Raw genomic sequence first — 18930 nt, forward strand, 5'->3', positions numbered from 1 at the left:
GCTTATGGAAGTGTTTCCAGGACCGCGAGCGTTCGGTTCAGTTCGCGACGAGTCGCCTCACTGTACTCAACGTCGAACCACGCGATGACGCCCTTTCGATCAAGAACATAAATCCGCGGGAGCAAGCCAGACCCCACTTTGCTGATCGATAATCCTTCTTCGTCCTGTAGCTGCAGCAGCTCGTCAGAAGCTTCCGAGTCGGCTGCTGGACCCAACGCAATTGAAATCACGCGAACTCTCTCTTGGCCGGTCACATCTCGCTGGATATCAGCCAGCGCCGCGCGCGACATCCAGCGGTCTGGGGTCCAAATCAAGACCACGGTTGCCGTTTCGCCGTACTTCGAGGAGAGCTCGATTGTGTCCCTTTCCATAGTCGGCAGTTCCAACTCAGGAAACTTGTCGCCAACGTCGACCAAACACTGTTGGCGGTGCGTCTCCGAGAGCAGCACCGGCGGAACCGCTGCGGAGTAAGAACTGGTGACGGGCTTCGCAGCCTTACGGATATGTGGTGTCGGTGTCACTTCTGCAGAACCCGATCGTCCTTCCCTTGGCACTTCCTTGCTGGAGGTTTCAGCGACCTTATCGAGGCTTTCGGTCTCGGGAACGATCGCCTCAGAGATTGCCGGGGCCTCTTTAATCACAGAGTCTTCCGGCGAAGTGATCGCCGCTGTGTCAGAGTCTTGTTGCGACTGCGAGCAGCCAAGCATAAGGATTAGGGCCAACAGCCAACTGAATCGATAGAATTCCGATTCATGACAACAGTATGACGAGGTTCGTCTAAGAGGCATCGTGCAGGCTCCGAAAAATCATCAGTGAAATCCGTGCCATCCGTGGCCAAAAATAACGACGAAACTCCATTAGAGATCCAGCTTGATTGCCAGCTCCTTAAGCTGCTTAGTGTCAACCGTGCCGGGGGCGTCGGTCATCAAGTCGCTTGCCTTTTGCGTTTTCGGGAAAGCAATACAGTCGCGAATGTTATCAAGCTTCGCGAACAGCATCACCCAGCGGTCAACACCTAAGGCGATCCCCGCGTGTGGCGGAGCGCCGTACTGGAGCGCTTCCAGCAGGAATCCAAATCGCTCTGCCGCGGTTTGCTCGTCGATGCCCAAGAGCTCGAACACTTGCGACTGAATCTCCGAATCGTGGATACGAACCGTGCCGCCGCCCGCTTCGCTGCCGTTGATCACGAGGTCGTAGGCTTGTGCGCGACATTTGCCGGGGTCGGTCTTCAGTAGGTCGACATGGTCTTCCAGAGGCGCGGTAAATGGATGGTGCATCGCGTGCCAGCACTGCGTCTCGTCGTCGAACTCAAACATTGGGAACTCAACGACCCACGAGAAGTTCATCGCATCCGGCTCGTAGAGATTCATTTCCTTGCCGATTTTCGTTCGCAACGCGTGCAAAATCTTGCAAGTGCCAGCAAACTGATCAGCGGAGAACAAGATCAGATCGCCCGGCCCGGTGCCGAGGCGTTCTTTGAATTCTTCCAGCAGTTCCTCGGAGAAGAACTTCGCAATCGCCCCGCCCAGTTTGCCATCCTCCTCAACGCGGAACCATGCTAGGCCCTTTGCCCCGAGTCCTTGGACGAACTCGGTGAGCCCATCGATGCCCCGTCGGCTGTACTGGCTGGTGCCGTTCTTGACGTTGATCGCCCGCACGCGTCCGCCCGCTTCGACGACGCTCTTGAACACGCCGAAATCGCTCTTGGGTGCTAGGTCCGAGCAGTCGATCAGTTCCATGCCAAAACGCAGGTCAGGCGCATCATGCCCGAAGCGCTCCATCGCTTCGTCGTAAGTCATTCGTGGCAAAGGCGTGGGCACATCGAGACCAAGGTGCTCTTTGGCGAGCTTTGCGACCAGCCCATCAATCACGCCCATCACGTCGTCGCCGTCGACGAACGACATTTCGAGATCGAGTTGTGTAAATTCCGGTTGGCGATCGGCCCTGAGGTCTTCATCGCGGAAACAACGGGCAAGCTGCACGTAGCGGTCGTACCCGGCGATCATCAAAATCTGCTTGTACAACTGCGGCGATTGGGGCAACGCGTAGAACGTGCCGTGATGCACCCGGCTGGGCACGAGGTAATCGCGTGCGCCCTCGGGCGTGCTGCGTCCTAGGACCGGGGTTTCGATATCGGCAAAGTTGTGATCGGCGAAGTAGTCCCGCATCCCCTTAATCAGCTTGTCTCGCAACAGCAGCGTGTTCTGAACTTCAGGGCGACGGAGATCCAGGTAACGATGCTTCAGCCGTAGGTCTTCCCCCGGCAGGTCCTTGCCCGTTGCACTGGGCGAGACGGGCGGATTCTTGCATTTGTTGAGCAGCTTGAAGTCGGTCGTCCGCAGTTCGATCGCACCAGTTGCCATGCGTTTGTTGGTCATCCCCTCGGGCCGTGCGGCAACGTTACCGGTAACTTGAATCACGTATTCTGAACGCAGCGTTTTACTTAGCTCAATCAGTTCTTCGGAGGTATCTGGCGGATTGAAAACGACCTGGGTGAGCCCGTACCGATCACGCAAGTCGACAAACAGCCCGCCGCCGTGGTCACGGTAGGAATCGACCCAGCCGCAGAGCGTGGCCGTCGAGCCGATGTGAGATTCAGAGAGTTCGCCGCAAGTATGTGTGCGTAGCACCGGAGGCCTCAAAAGTACCGGGGATTATTGACTAAAATCGAATCCCTGATTGTAGTTGGGGCGACGCGAAGGGGGAAGGCACGCGATAGCAAAGGCAGCCGCAGCCACACCTGGCTGCTGGTGTTGAAGGGAATGGCCGCCGTCGAGGATATTCCCAGGCAGGCTGTTAGCCTGCGGCTTCCTTCGTTTCATCAACTATCGCAAGGGAAGCGTCTCGATCCACGCCCCCAACCGCTCCATCCCCTCAGCCGTCGAAACTCGCGGCCCGTACCCAAAGTCGCGCTTCGCGGCAGAAATGTCGTACCAGTGCGACTTCGCAAGTTGCGCGGCCACAAACCGGGTCATCGGCGGCTCGCCGCTTAGTCGTAGCGTCTTGAAAATGGTTTCCAGGGCGTGACCGATTCGCCATGCGTTTGCGAAAGAAATCGATTTGCTCACGGCCGGTAAACCGGCAGAGCCGAGGATCTCGTCGATCCAGTCCCAGCAGTTCACCGGTTCGCCTTGGCTGAGGAAGTACGCTTTTCCGGCGACCGGAGAATTGTCTTTCGCCAATACGTCGGCAGCAAGGAGGTGCGCCTCGGCGGCATTCTCGACATAGACCATATCGACGACGTTTTCTCCGTCCCCAACGCGACGAAGTCGTTCCTTCCGTGCACGGTCGAGCAATCGTGGTATGAGGTGCCCGTCGCGTGGTCCCCAAATCAGGTGGGGACGCAAGGCGCAGGTCTTCAACTCTGCACGATTCGCGTCTAGGACAAAGAACTCCGCCTGAGCCTTGCTATGTGAGTAATAGCTGCGATGTTTGCGGAGCCACTCAAGCGCCAGCGGAGCATCCTCATCAATGCCTGCCTGATCTTCACCTGCGAAGACGACGCTTGGGCTGCTCGTGTAAACCAAACGAGGAACGTCGTTCTTAAGGCAGGCAGTAATCACGTTGTGCGTGCCGTTGAGATTCACTGCGTAGTAGGGCCGCGGTTTCATCGAAACTCCAGGTAACGCCGCCACATGGAACACACAATCGACGCCCGCGCATGACCGCTCCACTGCTTCTTCGTCTGCTATGTCGCCTCGGATGACATCGACGCCGAGCTTTTCTAACTCGGGATACTCGCCGCGGCCAAAGGAGCGAACCCGCTCACCACGGGCGAGAAGTTGCTCAACGATGTAGCGACCGAGAAAACCGCCGCCGCCGGTGACGAGTGCGTGCATGAAGAGCCTTTGCTACTGTTCTGCTAGAAGTTCACGCCGAATCTTCGCGTTGTGCCTAGCATCAACTGGTAACGATTCGTCGAATACGATTTCCATCTGTTCGCGAAGCAGCTCAGCCGCGTCTGGAAACACCCCGGGGCTCTCTTCTAATTCGCCTATAAGTCCGCGAATCTCGTCCGCGAGAGCAGCATAAGCTTCATCGTCTGGAGATTTGTCTTGCCAAGCGTTGGTCGGCTCAACAAATAGAGTTGGTTGACTTCGCCCGCTTGTCTGACAATTGACCAAAGCAGTTCGGAATATATCGGGGTGAGTATTGAAGACGGACTCGAAGCAAATTGGGAAGAAAACTCCTTGAAGTGTCTCGATGCGATGTGACTTCCGCCCGCAGTACCAGAAACGCTGGTGCTCATCGAAATAGCCAACATCACCGATGCGGTGCCAGACGGTTTCGCCATCGGCGATTTTCGAGATGGCGTTATGATCTTCCCCTTCGCCGAGAGATAGAGGGACATACATTGGTGAAACCTGCGAGCCGCGAACAATCAACTCGCCGATTTCGCCTTGGAGGAGTTCCTCCGTGTCTTCGATCTTGAGGGTTGGGTCATCGTTAATCCGAATCACTCGCCAGTCAATCGTCGCGAACTTTCTACCGACGCAGACGCCCGCTCCGTGAGCCGTTTTCTCGGCGGTTTCGCCGAGTACTTCCCTGGCTTCGATCGTAGCCACTGGCAAGCTCTCGGTAGCGCCGTAAGGAGTGTGCATTTCGGCGTCGGGGGCAACCATTTTGAGCGTTCGCTGGAGGACTTTAGTGGGAACGGGGGCACCGCAGGAAAAAACTTTGCGGAGCGTCGGGATCATCTCGCCGGTTCGCTCACAGTGCTGGCTGAGCTTGTCCCAGACTGTCGGCGAAGCGAATGCCTGAGTTACCTGCCAATCAGAAGCAGCGCGGAGCAACGCTTGCGGTTTCGCCGTCGCCGGCCGAGAAAAATCCAATTCTGGAAAGACCGTCGTCACGCCCATCGCCGAGTTGAATAGCCCAAACAACGCAAAACAAGCCATGTCCGCCCCGCCGGGTTGGATGTCGTAAGCCTGTTGGATTTCCGACGCCTGCGTGTCGAACATACGGTGTGTGTAGAGAACCCCCTTTGGCGGACCCGTGCTGCCGCTGGTGAAGATGATCGCCGCGGTGTCATCCGCGTGGGTTGCCGGTAGGCTGGTGTCGCTTTTGTAGCCTGCTTCTAAGAGTCGCTTGTAGGTTGCCCCGCCCCAGAACCAGCGTCGCCCAACGGTCACGTTATGCTTCGCTTTGGGAAATCGTCGCTTCAACACCGTTCGCAGCGCCTGAGCAGCACTGACGGCAACAAAGCCTCGGGGTTCCATCGACGCTAAGCAATCGATGACGTGCTTGCGACCCATTCCAGGATCGATCAAGACCGTCGTCGCACCACTGCGCAGCAAAGCGAACACCAACTTCACGAACTCAATGCCAGGCTTGACTAACAGTGCGAGCCGCATCCCTGGCGTGACCCCTAAGTCGATCAGGCCACGTGCCAGCGCATCGGCATCGCGATCTAATTCGCGGAAAGTGCACGTCGCGTAGGAGTTCCGCCCGGCGACATCACCGTGTCCCGGGCAAGCGACCGCCACCGCATCAGGTAGCTTTTGTGCAACGGTGCGCAGGCGATCGCCGACGTTAACAACGCTCGGATCGTGGCTAGTGAGGGACATCGCCTTATTCTACGAAGCGATGCGAGCGTGAGAACCGTCGGCCCAACTTCAGGCGAGCCGAGACCTAACAGGTCGCCGGAGCCAGCCAGATGACTTCCGGCGACCTGTTAGGTCGCGGCTACTTTACTTTCCACATATTCCAGAACCCGCTTGGCGATATCGACGTCCGTGACGCGTTTCAAGGCTCGCCACCCTGGGACCGCGTTCACTTCCAAGACGTAAAGCTCGCCGTCGGGGCCTGGCAATAAATCAACACCGGCGATTTCGGCACCAACCGCTTCGACTGCTTTTTTGGCTAAGCCGGCAAGCGGCGGCGTGACTTCCAGCGGTTCGCCTTTGGCTCCTAATGCGACGTTCGTTCGCCAGTCATCAGCGTTGGTGCGTTTCATGCCGAGGACTTGATCACCAATCACCAACAGACGCAGGTCGTGCCCTTGGTGTGGAATGAACTTCTGCAGGTAAAGTACACTGCCAAGCTGCGCCAGAGTCTTCATCACCCGCAGAGCAATCGCCGGGTCGTTGACTCGCGTGATCCCGCGACCCTCGCCGCCGAATAGTGGTTTTACGACCACGTCCCCGCCGAGCTGCTCAAACGCCTCGATCCCTTGTTCCCACGTTTGGCAAACAAAGGTGTCGGGAACCTTTAGGCCTGCGGCTTGCAACTTCGCCGTCGTGAGATACTTATCGATGGCCGTCTCGCAAGCCTTCGGCGAGTTCACGACCTTTACGCCGGACGTTTCGAGCCGCGCGAGCGCATCCATCCGAAAGACAACCTGCTCCAAACTCCCCGGCGGCATGGAGCGGACTAGCAGGGCGTCCATACTGTTGAGGTCGACTTCGCCGGAACTCACGCCGAGTGCGTCCGACGTCACCGACGAGGCTAGTTGACTGTAAGTGACCGGCGTCACCTCGTGCCGACCAGCGGCAGCGCGCGTAAGATCACCCACGTACCAACTGGAGGCGGCACCGAGAATGGCGAGTTTCATGATGACTCGCCAAACGATTCGGCAAGCACTTCATCGTTGAGCGTTCCGTAGCGGAAGGTCTTGCCCGACTTCAAATTGACGAACGTCACCAACGCGGGGCTGAATAGCAGCGGATCGACCTTGTAGAAGTCGTACTCGTAGCCGGCCAGAATTTCGCCGAATGGGCGGCCATAGTCCTTCGATGCGTTGCTGGGAGTTTGCGGACCGATGCTGGTGATCGCCTCGTCCTCGCAACGGACATGCAAGACAACATGACCACCATAGAGGATCGCGTCGTTCGTTCTACCAATCGACTTTAGATCGTCCTTGGCCGGCGGCGAAAGCGGTGCTGCCCCCCAGCCGTTTTCGACGCAGTCGAGGTCGAATTCAAGCTCGTGCAACTTGTGAAGCGCCGTCTCGACGCTGCGAGCCACCACCTGCACGTTCCCTGCGAGGCTCTTCGTTGGGGCGAGTAGTAGGATGAGCTTGTCGGCGGTCAGGCCGCACTTTTGGGCGATATCTTGGCAAACGGAGTCATCAGGAAACTGTCCGGTCTCCAAGATGCCGACAGCTCGCTCGGGCTGTTCCTTAAAGTTTAAGTCTTCGAACAACGGCTCGCGAGCAGCGGACGAGCGCATGGGGCCCGAACCCATGGCGAAGTACTTTTCGCCTTTTACCTCCCAACCGGCATACTGCGAAGCCATGCAGGCCAGCTTGGGGTGGTCGGTAGAAACCTGAACGGTGGGTCTGGGTAAGGGACCTTCAGGGGCAATCGTGACTTCGGCGAGGTCGGCCAAGCACACGCGGGCGAGCATCACCCCCGCGGCTAAGCCGCCAGCGGCGTTGATGCCGCAGTCGATGAGCGTGGTGCCGCCGTCGAGGGTTTGTGATCTTGTGCGCAGGCGATCAGCGTCGGCGAGAATTCGATCGCAAAGTGCGGCAGCTCGGTCGTTCAAGTTCACGTTTCAGCAACCAACAAGAAGGAGCCGCGAGGCGTGAGCCCGCGGGTGGTATTCTCAAACGTATCAGAGTACTAACCGAAACTGGCAGCGCCTACGATCTTGCTCGGAGGCGATACGTTTCGAAGCTTCAACCCGAGGCCTTACGGCCTACGGCTCAGGGGTTGCCTAGCGTTTCAGATTCCCAAAGGGTAGCTTCCCGATCTGCGGGAGCGACAACTTTTGCTGACCACCCCCGCCGCCGGTGAGAGCGTTGAGCCCAGCGAGCAGTTCTTGATTCTTGCCAAGTTTAGCCGTCAATTGTTGCTGAGCTGCTTCCTGTTTCTCGGTGAGCTTGGCCATCTGTTTGTCGATTTTTTCTCGGACACCTGCCATCAGTTTCTCGGTGCGAGCTTCAAGATAGCCACTCATCGCCGACTTCAGCCCAACTGCCAACTGCGGCCCGAGGTCACTTTGCAACTTCCAAGCAGGTTTCTCGAGCGTGCCGGAGAGCTCGACCGTTGCTTCGACTTTTTCGAGCGAGTTGAGCGATTCTTGCAGAGCAAGTTGCAACTGTTGGTCTTTAATCTTGCCCACCGAGGCCCCCAGTTGCACGTCGCTTTGATTCCACAAGATTTGCCCCGAGAGCTGTTCACCCTTGAGGATGACGTTGCCCTCAAGTTTCGCCGGACCTCCGGCAACGGAAACGGCCAGCTTTTCTGGCCTGCCGAGTGTCCGGCTAGGAATCGCCAGTTGCGGACAGTCGAACGTAAGGGTGTCGATCGCTTGTACTCCGCGACGATCAACGACGACCTTCATGTTGCAGGCAACGGCACCGCTTCCTGTGAGGTTGAGCTGCATTGGATCCGCAAACAATCGTGGATGAGAGCTTGCCCCGGTCAGCGACCCCACGAGCAGCAACGGCTCACCGCCGATCGAGGCCTCGCCTGAGAGGCTGACCTTTTCGATCAGCCACTGCGGACGCGGCCGGTCGATATAGGCAACGTCGACTCCGCGGAAGCGTTTGACCTCAGGCTTGTCAGGCGTTAGCTCACGAGCCTTCTTGATCCAATTGACGGCAGTGGCCAGGTAACCGCTGCTTTCCTCTTCGAGCAAGTAGCTGCTGAGCTGATCGCCATCGAGGTCGTCAAGCTTTAGCATCTTGCGAATTGTGGCCTCGTCTTTCTTCCGAGCGGCATCGACGAGTTGCTGATCGGCTTTAATCTGTTGCGGGAGCCCCTGAATCTTCGCCGTCAGGCTCTTCACTTCCTTCTCGGTCGTGCGAAGGTCGGATTCGAGCTGCTGCAGACGCTCCAGATTTCGCAGCGGGTTCGCCTTCACTTCTTTGAAACCTTTCTCGATCTCTTTGCCGCGAACTTGAAGCTCCTTCACGCGGGCTTCGAGCTGCTTATACTCCGCCGGCCAGCGCTCTTCGAGTTCACGTGCCACGCGAGGAGACTCCAACGTCGATTCAAGGTCGGCTTCCAGCTTCTTGCTGAGATTGTCCACCCAAACGTTGCCGTATTCGCTGGCGGCTGCAAATGCTGGGTCGAGAACCGAGGGTCCTGCTTCCTCTTCAAGCGTCTCCTCAGGTTCTTCCAAGGCACCCTCGGTTTCGCGGGGCGTGTCAAACTTCAGCCCCGTGATGCTGCCGTCGGTGATAACCAGCCGCTTGTGAAGCAGCGAAGCCATGTCGATCTCAAAGTTGGCTTCCTCAGCTTCGGCTAGGTTATTGAAAGTTTTGCTTGGATTCGCGCCGGCTAAGCCGCGCAGGGTTAGGCGGCCTTGGCGGAGTTCGGTCTCTAGCTCAGCGATTTCTACTTTAGCTCCGAGCGCAGACTCGCCGCTGGTGATGATCGCCCAACGCAGTACGCCGTCCAGACAGAAACGCACCGTGAGTACCACGATCAACAGAATCGCCAGTCGTGGCAACACATACTTCCAACGGAGTATTTTCTTCATGTCACTTCGCTTCCAAAGTAGAAACGCAAGAACTGAAAACTGAAAACTGAAAACTTCAAACTGGAAACTCTATTGCATCCCCCACGACGCACCGATCTCAGCACCACGCAACCAGCGAATGATGCGGTAGCCCATCAGCCATCGACTCACCTTCGGTTGGACCTTCTCACCGAGGAACCAGCCCACGCGGTAAGCCGGATACGCTAGATAGATGCCAATCAATAGCTGACCCATGACCACCGTGTTGTTGAAGCCGATCCACGGACCGAGTGGTTGCTGATAGAGCCACGCAAAGCTACGTCGTAACGGTTCGGCCAGCAGGACGATTTCACCAATGCGATGCGCTAGCGGATCGCAGAGTGGGGCTAGTAGCGTAAACACACCGACGGCCATCATGCCTGCTGAAAGGTTCACCCTTAGCGAACAAAGCAGGACCCCCAGGCTCAAAGCAATCAAGTTGCCCTTTGGCGTAAGCCCAATAATGACACCGAGCACGATCGCCCACGCGACTTGGCGTGGAGAATCATTCGATGTGAGCGCCTGAGCCAATTGGCGCACCGGTTTGAGGAGGAATCCAAGCATATTGCTACGATCCAAATAGACATTTCGAAATGCAGAGAAAAGTTTGCGGTTGGGAAAAGTATCGGACGCTCAGCCTCCGGGTCTACACCAGAAGCACCTCGGCTGCTAGCAGGCGATGTCCAGTACCTATGTCGGATGCTAGAATTGGGTAATGACTAATGAGACTGGCGAAAACAGGGAGGAAGAGACTGCTAGCAACCGGCGGCCTCTCATCATTCTTGCGCTGATTGCCACAGCAATGCTTGGTTATCTGTTCCTAGATTGGCAAACGGCCCTGCCGCCTGAGGCCGTGAAGCAAGCCACGTTTGTCGGTCGCCAATCCTGCGTGAAGTGTCATCAAGAAGAAGCGCGGGCTTATCACGGATCGCACCACGACCGGGCCATGGAGCTTGCCAACGAGGAGACGATCCTCGGCGACTTCGACGATGCCGAATTCACATGGCTGGGCGTCACGACAAAAATGTTCCGTCGCGACGGCAAGTACTTCATGAATGCTGAAGGCCCTGATGGCGAGATGCACGACTATGAAATCGAGTGGACCTTCGGCATCGATCCGCTCCAGCAGTATATGACCGAGTTCCCCGATGGCCGTGTGCAAGTTTTGCCAGCAAGTTGGGACGTCCATCGTAAAGAGTGGTTCGCCGTCACTCCGCCTGACGTACCTGATACACGTATCGAACACGACGATCCGTTGCACTGGACCGGCATCGCGCAGAACTGGAACACCATGTGCGCTGATTGCCACTCGACGAATCTGCAAAAGAACTACGATCTGGCGACAGATACTTATAGTACGGACTACTCCGAAATCGACGTCAGTTGCGAAGCCTGCCACGGCCCTGGCAGCGTGCATGTTGAACTAGCTGAATCGAGCAGCGTTTTCTGGGATCGTAGGCACGGTTACGGGCTCTCGAACGAACTGAAGAAGGTCAGCAACACGAAGCAAGTGGAAACCTGCGCGCCCTGTCATTCTCGTCGAGCGGCTATTCATCCGAACTACCACGCAGGCAAGGATTGGTTCGACCACTATCAACCTTCCATGTTGGACGAAGGCCTTTACCACGCCAACGGCCACATCCAGGACGAAGTCTACGTCTATGGATCGTTCATCCAGAGCAAGATGTATCACAAGGACGTCCGCTGCACGGACTGCCACAATCCGCATTCGTTGGAACTGAAGTACGAGGGCAATCAGCTCTGCAACCAGTGCCACCAGCCAGGCAAGTACGATGTCCTCTCGCATCATCACCATCCTGAAGGCCCGGCGACTGAGGGGGGCGGAACCCAGTGCATCAGTTGTCACATGTCCGTGCGGACCTACATGAACATCGATGACCGGCACGACCATAGTTTCCGCGTGCCGCGACCTGATCTGACGGTGGAACTCGGCACCCCCAACGCGTGCAACGACTGTCACACAAAGCCGGACGAAGATGCTGCGTGGGCCGCTGATTGGGTAAAGAAATGGTTCGGCGACGAGCGGCCACCACAGATGGCTGGCAATGAACTAGCAAGCCGGGCTATTTATGCGGGACGTAAGCTGAAGCCTGAGGGAGAAGAACTCCTTCTGGAAGTTGCTGACGACAAGCAAACCTCCGACATTACTCGCGCGACGGCGTTGCAACTCTTGTCAGGTTATCCCACGGAGAAGAGCCGCGAGGTGCGCAAACAGGCCCTTTACGATCGGAGTGAGCTCATTCGCATTGCCGCGACAAGGGCTACGGATCAAACGGATCCGCAAACGCTGCTAAACTCTCTCCGGCGTCAGCTTGAAGATCCTGCGAAGTCCGTGCGAATCGAAGCAGCCAATCGACTGGTTGGATTCCTAGGTAGCCCGGACGATCAGTCCTTGCGTGAGAATCTCGAACAAGCGATTCAAGAGTTTCGCGACAGCCAGAAGTTCAACCTCGATCGTGTTGAAGGGCACCTCAGTCTCGGTCAGCTTGAAGCTCGATTGGGCAACCTGAAGAAGGCCATCAAACATCTACGCGATGCGGTGCGAGTCGCGCCCTACCGGTCGACTTCGCGTAGCATGCTCGTGCAGCTCTTGGAGGCTGCCGACGGAAATGCGGAAGAGATCCGAAGCTTACGCGAGGAAGAAGCTGAACTGCTCTTACGAGACCAGTCACTCTTGCCTGAGGCAGATCATCCCCACTACCGTCGTGGGATGTTGCTCTATCAGCTTGGCCGGATCGATGAGGCGAGTGAAGAACTCGCCGAAGCCGCAAAGCTTGGCCCTGACAACTACCAGAATTGGCTCGCCTTGACGCTCTTGTACGAGAAACAAGAGCGGTGGCGAGAAGCGCTGAAGGCACTACAGCAAATGCAGCGACTCAGACCGAACTCACCGGACGTGAAAAGCCTCTATATCAAGTTCAGCCAACAGATCGAAGGCATCGAAGAGAGGCAAGGTAGCGGGGAGTCACCCGAGCCTGATTCTGCAAACGCCAAACCCGCGGGCTGACGCCTCGCGGCTCGGAAGGATTCAGCACCTGACAAGGCTGTTTCGCTTTCCTTGGCTCCCCTTTGCCCCCATGAGCAGAGCAGCTAAAATATGGAATTCGCACCTTGGCGGTGTAGCTCAGCTGGTTAGAGCAGCGGAATCATAATCCGCGTGTCGGGGGTTCGAGTCCCTCCACCGCTACTTGTGTCTGTGGACGCATCTTCTCGCATATCATCGCGTAACGTCGCACTGTGACTAGGTTTGTGCGAACTCTCTGACGCTATCTTCTGATCGTTTTCGTCGCATCGTTTCGCACTGCTTCGCACGCTAACGCGTCCTAACTGCTGCGCCATGTGCTGCGCCTCTTCTTCATCTCCGACGCGCAGATCGTCGGTACCCGTCGCTTGAAGTTGAGTAGGCGACACAGGATTGAAGATCTCTCCAAGGCGAGAGACGGCTTCCGCTTCCTGCCCAGGGAAGAGGTGTCCGTAGGTGTCCATCGTCAAAGTAATGGTCGAATGCCGCATCACGGTTTGCACCGTTTTGATGTGAACGCCCTGCATGGCCAGCCAGGCACCACAAGTATGTCGAAGACAGTGAAAGTCGAAAGTTTGACCGTCGCTGTTCTCTGCCGCTAAGAAGTCGCTCTGCTCTCGCTTCAGCCTTTCGTTAGGGTCCTTACTCACCGCCTTGATCCATTGCTTTCTTGCAGCTACAAGGTCTTCCCTGAGCATGCGTGCTAGGTAAGTCTCATGCGGGAATGAAAAGACAGGTGCCTTAAGAGTCTTCGTTGCGATTAGGTCCTTCAACTCTGCCGCTAATTCGCTCTGAATGTACTGTCTAGCATTCTTGCGATTCTTCGTTGAGCCAGCGACACAGGTGACATAAGGCTGCTCCAGGTCAAGGAACAGATTGCCACGAGTTAGACTACGCAGCTCATTGGAACGTAAGCCCGTTTGAATCGCCGTACGATAAAGGACCAGTCGTTCCTTGGCTCTCATTCCATATCGCTCAGGCCCTGCGGCAGTGGCTGTCTCAAGCCAGCCCCACTCCTCAGGCAATAGCATTCGTCGTTCGGTTCTTCGATCCCCCTTGGGATTGGGCTTCTTCACGGAAAGCAACGGATCGCGTGGGAGCTTGTGATGGGATGCGAGCCACTTAGTGAAGGCAGTAATAGCATTCAGATGAGCGCCAATTGTCCTCGCCGATCGTGATTTGTCACGGAGATGAGCCGCATAGCGATTGACTCCATCTGCCGTGATGTCTGATGCAACTTCAAATCCAGCAAACTCAGCGATCCAGAGGATGAATTTGAGCGTGCTCTCAATATGCTTGTCAGTGCGGTTTGCGGCGCGAAGCTTGTTCTCATAATCCTCTAAATGAGCCTTGATGGAACGACTTGCCTGCTGGCTGATTTCATCCAGTGCCGAGTCGACAACACCTTCGCGACGCAAAGCCACCTCTGCCTCCAGCTTCCTCGCGATCCGCTCAGCAACCGCCTTGTCGGTAGTCCGAGTCGATTTGCTCCGGCGTTTCCCGGTGTGGTCGTACCATTGCACGTGGTAGGGTCCCTTGGCTTTGGGGCCGCCACGCTTAAAAACTGTTGCCATGTTCTACCTTTCCTTCTTGCTTCGCAGCTCTAATTGAAAGTATTTGGCCAGCTTATCAGCCATATCAAGGCGCAAGCTCCCTTCACCTCTCGCAAATCTCATCAACGACTGTCGCTTCACTCCGGTCTCACGTTCTAATTCCTTGAACGATGCTGGGGAGTCATTGATTTTCCTGCGTAGGACATCGCTCAGTGTGTCGAAGGATCGTTGATTCTTAGGCATGCAATAGTTTTTACATGCCATGCTAGTCAATGTCAAATCGTATTAGTTCCTTGTCATCATTTGGGCGGTATCCAATGAATGCTCCACATCGACGACATGTGGTTCGGATCCAGCCTGGGCGTTCGGGAGCAGGCTCATCTTTCCAGTGAGAGCTGTCGACATGAGACGGGCACCGAGTTTGGTTTTTTACGACGGTAGGATTTGGAGGTTTTTGGTTCCAAGCCGCTTGCAACTCAGCAAGTACATTAGGAGGAGTATACATACCAGTAACATGTTTCTTGTTTAGGGATCCGCTGTCCGCGTAGCGGACGCAAAAGCGGATCCTTATGGTCCCTTATGGGAAATAGGAACTAATAGGTTCCTCAGTAAACGCACCGTAAGTTCCGCAGTGCTTACGAACACATTGGTTCCGCAGTCAACTTATGTGTCGGGTAATGGCAGAACGCTATAGCGGGACGATCCCCGGTTCAAGCCGCCTTGATAGACCACCCTCAACAAGCCTCGTTTCTCTAGGCGTTTAATCGCCTTGGCAGCGCCGCGTACCGAGAGGCCGCCACGTCGGGCAATATCAGCTTGTGAAGTGCGAGCCGTACCGTTGCGAGTATCGCGGTAGAGAATCATCCACACAGCAATATCACCCCGGCAGAGCGTCGCTAGCGTTTCGTCGATGAACTGATTGAGCGTAGCGAAACGGTTGGCGGCTCGCTTGCGGGTTGTCTTAGGCTTGATCTCTGGTTCCCGGCAACTTGTTAGGTTGCGTGTGTCGGTCGATTCCAAGGGGGGCAGCACTTCGCAGCCGTCGAGTTTAGGGGCTTCGCTCATTGCTCGACCCCACTGTTATCGCCGTCGCTGGCCGCTTCGGTCTGATTCCAGAGATTCGCCAGCGCCGCTGTCAACTTACCGTCGGGCTTGGTTGTTGGCGTTGCGGTTGCGGGCGTGAACGATTGCCGCTGGCGGTCGAAATGCAACAGCAGGTCGCGGGGCTCGGTGTGGCGTGCTTTTAAGTGCCGCAGGTGAACTGTCTCCGCATCCTTGGCGTCGGGCGTGAGAATGAACGCATCATCCGCCCCGAACTCCAGCTCGCTACTCTCTCGGAAGCTGGCCAGCGACAACGAATCCCCCGCATAGCTACTGCGGCCTTGCCGATCCTTCTGACGACTGACCGCCGCGACGACGATCACGGCCAGCCCCGCGTCGGCAAACTGCCGCAGATAGTTCATCGTGGCATCGACACTGCCGCGGCGGTCGTTGTGCTGCCCCGGTGGTGTAATGCGTTGGATGTAGTCGAGCGTCAATACGTCCGCCCCGAACGCATCACACGCGGCAGCAATGTTGGCCAGGTCGAACGGCGGACGCACGAAACAAAGTCGGTCGGCTATCGCTTCGAGCGTGTTCAACGCTTGGTCGAGCCGATCTGCATGTTGGCCGTCGAGCTTGCGATAGCGAATCGATTCCGCATCGATCCCCGAAAGCCTTGCCAGTTGCCGGTCGAGTAGCACGCTAGGCGGCATCTCGATGTTGCACACGCACCAGCGTAATTCGGGATTCAATCGCAGCCCGTCAATCACGCATTGCATCGTGAACGCGGTTTTCCCTGCCCCCGGTGCTCCGCCGAATAGCGTCACCAGTTTGGGCCCTAGTTCGATGCGAGCCAGTTCCGCGTCGCCCACTGGATACAGCGTGGGCGGTTGCCCGGTCAGCACGTCGTCACGCCAGGTTGAAAACACGTCGGACGCGCTTTGCCACTTTCCACTGTTTTGGTCGATGCTGTTCATGGCGTTCCCCCTTCGACTATGACGCGATTCAATCCGCAGTCGATCTGTCGTCGCACTTCACTAGGTGAAAGCCCCGAATCGAGTGCCGATTCCGTCAGCAACGCATGGGCTAACGCACCAGGGCAACGGAACTCCGCCAGGTTTGCCGCCGCACTGAACAGCAAGCGGTGCCGGTCGCCTACGGTCGCCCCGTTGCGTAAGAATTCCAACGTCGCACGGTTGAGCGTCGCATCGCTGGCACCGCTGGCGAGTGCTTGTTGACGTTGCCGCATCGCTTCCCGTTCGTTTGCGACTTGGTGGGCGGCTTGCTGCCAGTCGCTCATAGCGGTTTGATTCTTGGCGACTAAATTTGTCGGCAGCTCGAACGGTTCGGGCGTCTCGGCATACTGTGCGATGCGCCCCGTTGCCAAGTGCAACAGTTCCTCGAACTGGAAACGCCGCTTGTGCAGCCCTGTTTTCGGGTGGCGGCTATTGGGGGCTCGGAAGGCGCGCACGCAATCGTAAACGCCGCTGTCGATCTCGATTCCTGCCAAAGTCGCAACGTGCTCGGCAAACTGTCGGGCGATACGATGAAACAACGCGGACCCGTCAGGAGTGAACAACGCCGTTGGTAGTCCGACGTGAAACCCCTTGGAGCCGCTGAAGAAAATCAGCAGGGCATCGTCGTCGAGCCGGTAGCGTTCGATCAGTACCGCGCAGAGCGACTTAGCAGCTTTGTGGGCGTGTTCCAGATCGTCGGCGGCATCAATATCGAACCAGAGCCAGGGCGTCCAGCACGGCCCGCTATAGCCCTTGGTAGTTCCGGTGGTCGTCAAGTGTTCGCGGAACGCCTCGCCAAACGTGAACGCAGACAAGTACGCTTCTCGCCCCACTTCGGCGCGTGCGTCGCATTGGCAATAGGCCGAGAAAGCGGCTGGCCAATCGACCAGCCGCCGCTCGCTGCGACAATCTCCAAGAATGCGAAAACCATAGTGGTGAGTTTCGTTGCTCATTGGTCGCCCCCTTCAGCTTGCAGTTTCGCTGCGCCGAAATTGAACGACGTATCCGCGTCGTCGCCTTGGTCGTCGCTACAGTCGTCCGCCGGTGCGAACGGGTCCACTTCCGGCGGATCAATTCCTAGAACCTCGAATAGGGTGACGCGATTGAATTCGCTACCGTCGTCGCCCTTACGCAACGCCAGTTTCACTCGACAACGAATTCCCAACGGCAAGGGTTTTTCGAGCTGTTCTAGAGAAGTAACGCCTAGCTTGTTGAGGTCTCGCTTCGTCATCGGCATGGCTGGTGCTGTTAACCAAAGTTCGTGCCAAAACAAGCGCCCAAAGAACTCCTTGTTATTCTCCTTGCAATCGATGACTCGGAAAGTGAGTCGATATCCCGGAGTGTCGTTGCTTCGGCTGTTGATCAACTCACCGCTGGTAATGTGGGCGACGTACTCACCGCTCGGGATCGCAGCGGTTTCACCTGCTGCTTCCGTAGAATCCCAGGCATTCTTGATTGAATCCAAGCTAGATTGCTGTAAAATATTAGTTAGTTTTCCCATGATTCGTCTCTCCTAAAGGGTCAATTATTGGGTGAATGTGTGTTGAAGGCCTCGGGCGTAGCACCGCCCGGGGCTTTACTCGTGCGGCTCTAGTTTTAGTGCTTTCCTCCCTGCAGTTTGGAATAGATGTAGCGACGAAGGTCCTCAACTGGGTACCGGACTGAACGTCCGATTCTGACGTGAGGGATCTCGCCGCTATTGGTCATCGACCAGAGTTTTCGCTGTGATATCTCAAGCGATTCCGCTGCCTGAGCAGGCTTTAGCAGTATCCGTGTTTGCTGAGAATTTTTCGATTTCATGGGTTTCTCCCGCTTCGAAGAAAAACAACGCTACAGAGCGTGTTCTACGGGAGAATGACCTTGTCCTAAAGCTGAGATTCCTGGAATCTCAGTCGTCTGACAAATGTCAGGCGGCAAGGACAAGCACGGCAAGGCACAAAGTCGCAGAAAAAAATTTCCGTCTGACAAATGTCAGACGGCTTTGTCTTTCTTATACGCTTCAGCCCATTTCTTGATCATTGGGCAGGTTAAGTCGTAGAGGTACTGCGACTCGTTCTGTTTGCGGAATTCGACCTCTTTCCACGACCCATCGGGCAACTTTTCGCGACGCCGTGACATCATTTTCTCGAAAGCTGACTTTCTCGATTCAATGACTCCCAGTTCTTTCATCAAGTTCTGAAGGTTTACGAATCGAGGTGGGGCGTCTGTCCCAGCAGTTGAGGAACCTGTTTGTCCAGCTATGACTTCCTTGGCTTCTGCAGAACTTTGCAAGAGCGTCTGAACGTAGTTTACGGCTTCGGTAGAATAAAGAATTGGATTCGGAAGATAGATCTCACTCTCCGCGTGCCGCTGTTCTCCCTCGCCGCTCCAAATCTTAGCTCCGAGTCTTTGAAAGAGCAGGGCGTACCACCAAGCGGCAGCGTTAGAGTTGAAATCTGGGACATAGTGTTTGAGCTGAGCCTTTAGCTCGATAGGAAGTTTAGCTCCAGCAACCTTTGCACACTCCTTGAAGCGAACTCCCAGTGGGCTTTGTGCGATGGCCCTCGGAATCAACAGTACTTCCCAGCCAAGAGTATATTCGGCACTGCCAGCTGTCAGTGGTAAGGCAAGTGTTGTAAGCACTGTCCATTGCTTGAGGTCGAACGATTCAAAGTCTGGATCCAGCCATTCAATGATTTCGCCATCCCCGGAAGCCAGCGAGCCACGTATTCGACATCCAGCAGGAGTAACCCATTTCAGTTCAAAGTATCTCCCATCTTGCTCCACTAGAAGTTGCTCAAAGTCGTGCAGCAACGCATCGTAAGTATCGGCTTTGTCAGGCATATCT

At 56.3% G+C, this 18930-nt stretch carries 17 protein-coding genes and 1 tRNA gene; 3 read left to right on the forward strand and 15 right to left on the reverse strand.

All coding sequences use genetic code 11. From position 1 onward, the window contains the following. Positions 1-2: 2 nt before the first annotated feature. From RIB44_20145 to RIB44_20180, 8 genes are all read right to left on the reverse strand, one after another. Entirely contained in the window at positions 3-788 is a 786-nt protein-coding gene (locus RIB44_20145) for a hypothetical protein (GenBank protein ID MEQ8618893.1), read from the reverse strand. Between the two features lie 69 nt (positions 789-857). After that, positions 858-2630 (reverse strand): aspartate--tRNA ligase, encoded by a 1773-nt coding sequence (aspS, locus tag RIB44_20150; protein MEQ8618894.1) that lies wholly within the window; start codon positions 2628-2630, stop codon positions 858-860. A gap of 195 nt (positions 2631-2825) precedes the next feature. After that, positions 2826-3839 (reverse strand): NAD-dependent epimerase/dehydratase family protein, encoded by a 1014-nt coding sequence (locus tag RIB44_20155; protein ID MEQ8618895.1) that lies wholly within the window; start codon positions 3837-3839, stop codon positions 2826-2828. Between the two features lie 12 nt (positions 3840-3851). After that, positions 3852-5567 carry a fatty acid CoA ligase family protein gene (locus tag RIB44_20160; protein ID MEQ8618896.1) on the reverse strand — a complete coding sequence of 572 codons (1716 nt, stop codon included), beginning with the start codon at positions 5565-5567 and terminating at the stop codon, positions 3852-3854. Between the two features lie 107 nt (positions 5568-5674). Further along, the gene (locus RIB44_20165) at positions 5675-6553 is read right to left on the reverse strand and encodes a RimK family alpha-L-glutamate ligase (GenBank protein MEQ8618897.1); all 879 of its coding nucleotides are present in this window, start codon (positions 6551-6553) and stop codon (positions 5675-5677) included. Then, positions 6550-7494, reverse strand: a complete 945-nt coding sequence (gene mch / locus RIB44_20170; GenBank protein MEQ8618898.1) for a methenyltetrahydromethanopterin cyclohydrolase — start codon at positions 7492-7494, stop codon at positions 6550-6552. The genes RIB44_20165 and mch overlap by 4 nt, the downstream gene beginning before the upstream one ends. A gap of 165 nt (positions 7495-7659) precedes the next feature. Continuing rightward, positions 7660-9432, reverse strand: coding sequence for a TIGR03545 family protein (locus RIB44_20175; protein ID MEQ8618899.1), 1773 nt, complete (start codon positions 9430-9432; stop codon positions 7660-7662). Positions 9433-9501: 69 nt separating this feature from the next. Then, on the reverse strand, positions 9502-10014 hold the full coding sequence (locus tag RIB44_20180; protein ID MEQ8618900.1) for a TIGR03546 family protein: 513 nt from the start codon (positions 10012-10014) through the stop codon (positions 9502-9504). 151 nt (positions 10015-10165) lie between these two features. Between RIB44_20180 and RIB44_20185 the strand changes: the two genes are divergently transcribed. The 3 genes from RIB44_20185 (at position 10166) to RIB44_20195 (ending at position 13095) form a co-directional block, all read left to right on the forward strand. After that, complete coding sequence (locus RIB44_20185; protein ID MEQ8618901.1) at positions 10166-12478, forward strand: tetratricopeptide repeat protein; 2313 nt, start codon at positions 10166-10168, stop codon at positions 12476-12478. 106 nt (positions 12479-12584) lie between these two features. Continuing rightward, a tRNA-Met gene (locus tag RIB44_20190) sits at positions 12585-12658 on the forward strand. Positions 12659-12810: 152 nt separating this feature from the next. Next, positions 12811-13095 carry a hypothetical protein gene (locus RIB44_20195; GenBank protein MEQ8618902.1) on the forward strand — a complete coding sequence of 95 codons (285 nt, stop codon included), beginning with the start codon at positions 12811-12813 and terminating at the stop codon, positions 13093-13095. A gap of 975 nt (positions 13096-14070) precedes the next feature. Here RIB44_20195 and RIB44_20200 read toward each other — a convergent pair. From RIB44_20200 to RIB44_20230, 7 genes are all read right to left on the reverse strand, one after another. Further along, a complete protein-coding gene (locus tag RIB44_20200) occupies positions 14071-14289 on the reverse strand; it encodes a helix-turn-helix transcriptional regulator (protein MEQ8618903.1) in 219 nt (72 codons plus the stop codon). Positions 14290-14709: 420 nt separating this feature from the next. Next, on the reverse strand, positions 14710-15111 hold the full coding sequence (locus RIB44_20205; protein ID MEQ8618904.1) for a helix-turn-helix domain-containing protein: 402 nt from the start codon (positions 15109-15111) through the stop codon (positions 14710-14712). Next, a complete protein-coding gene (locus RIB44_20210) occupies positions 15108-16064 on the reverse strand; it encodes a DnaB-like helicase C-terminal domain-containing protein (protein ID MEQ8618905.1) in 957 nt (318 codons plus the stop codon). Before RIB44_20210 ends, RIB44_20205 begins: the two co-directional genes overlap by 4 nt. Continuing rightward, positions 16061-17056, reverse strand: coding sequence for a DNA primase (locus RIB44_20215; protein MEQ8618906.1), 996 nt, complete (start codon positions 17054-17056; stop codon positions 16061-16063). The genes RIB44_20210 and RIB44_20215 overlap by 4 nt, the downstream gene beginning before the upstream one ends. Next, the gene (locus RIB44_20220; protein ID MEQ8618907.1) at positions 17053-17604 is read right to left on the reverse strand and encodes a hypothetical protein; all 552 of its coding nucleotides are present in this window, start codon (positions 17602-17604) and stop codon (positions 17053-17055) included. The genes RIB44_20215 and RIB44_20220 overlap by 4 nt, the downstream gene beginning before the upstream one ends. A 95-nt stretch (positions 17605-17699) precedes the next feature. Beyond that, a complete protein-coding gene (locus RIB44_20225) occupies positions 17700-17903 on the reverse strand; it encodes a helix-turn-helix domain-containing protein (protein MEQ8618908.1) in 204 nt (67 codons plus the stop codon). Between the two features lie 171 nt (positions 17904-18074). After that, positions 18075-18926: a hypothetical protein gene (locus tag RIB44_20230; protein ID MEQ8618909.1), complete on the reverse strand. Its 852-nt coding sequence runs from the start codon at positions 18924-18926 to the stop codon at positions 18075-18077. Positions 18927-18930 lie beyond the last annotated feature (4 nt).

It is taken from the genome of Lacipirellulaceae bacterium (genome assembly GCA_040218535.1).
In the GTDB taxonomy this organism is placed as follows: Bacteria; Planctomycetota; Planctomycetia; order Pirellulales; family Lacipirellulaceae; genus Adhaeretor.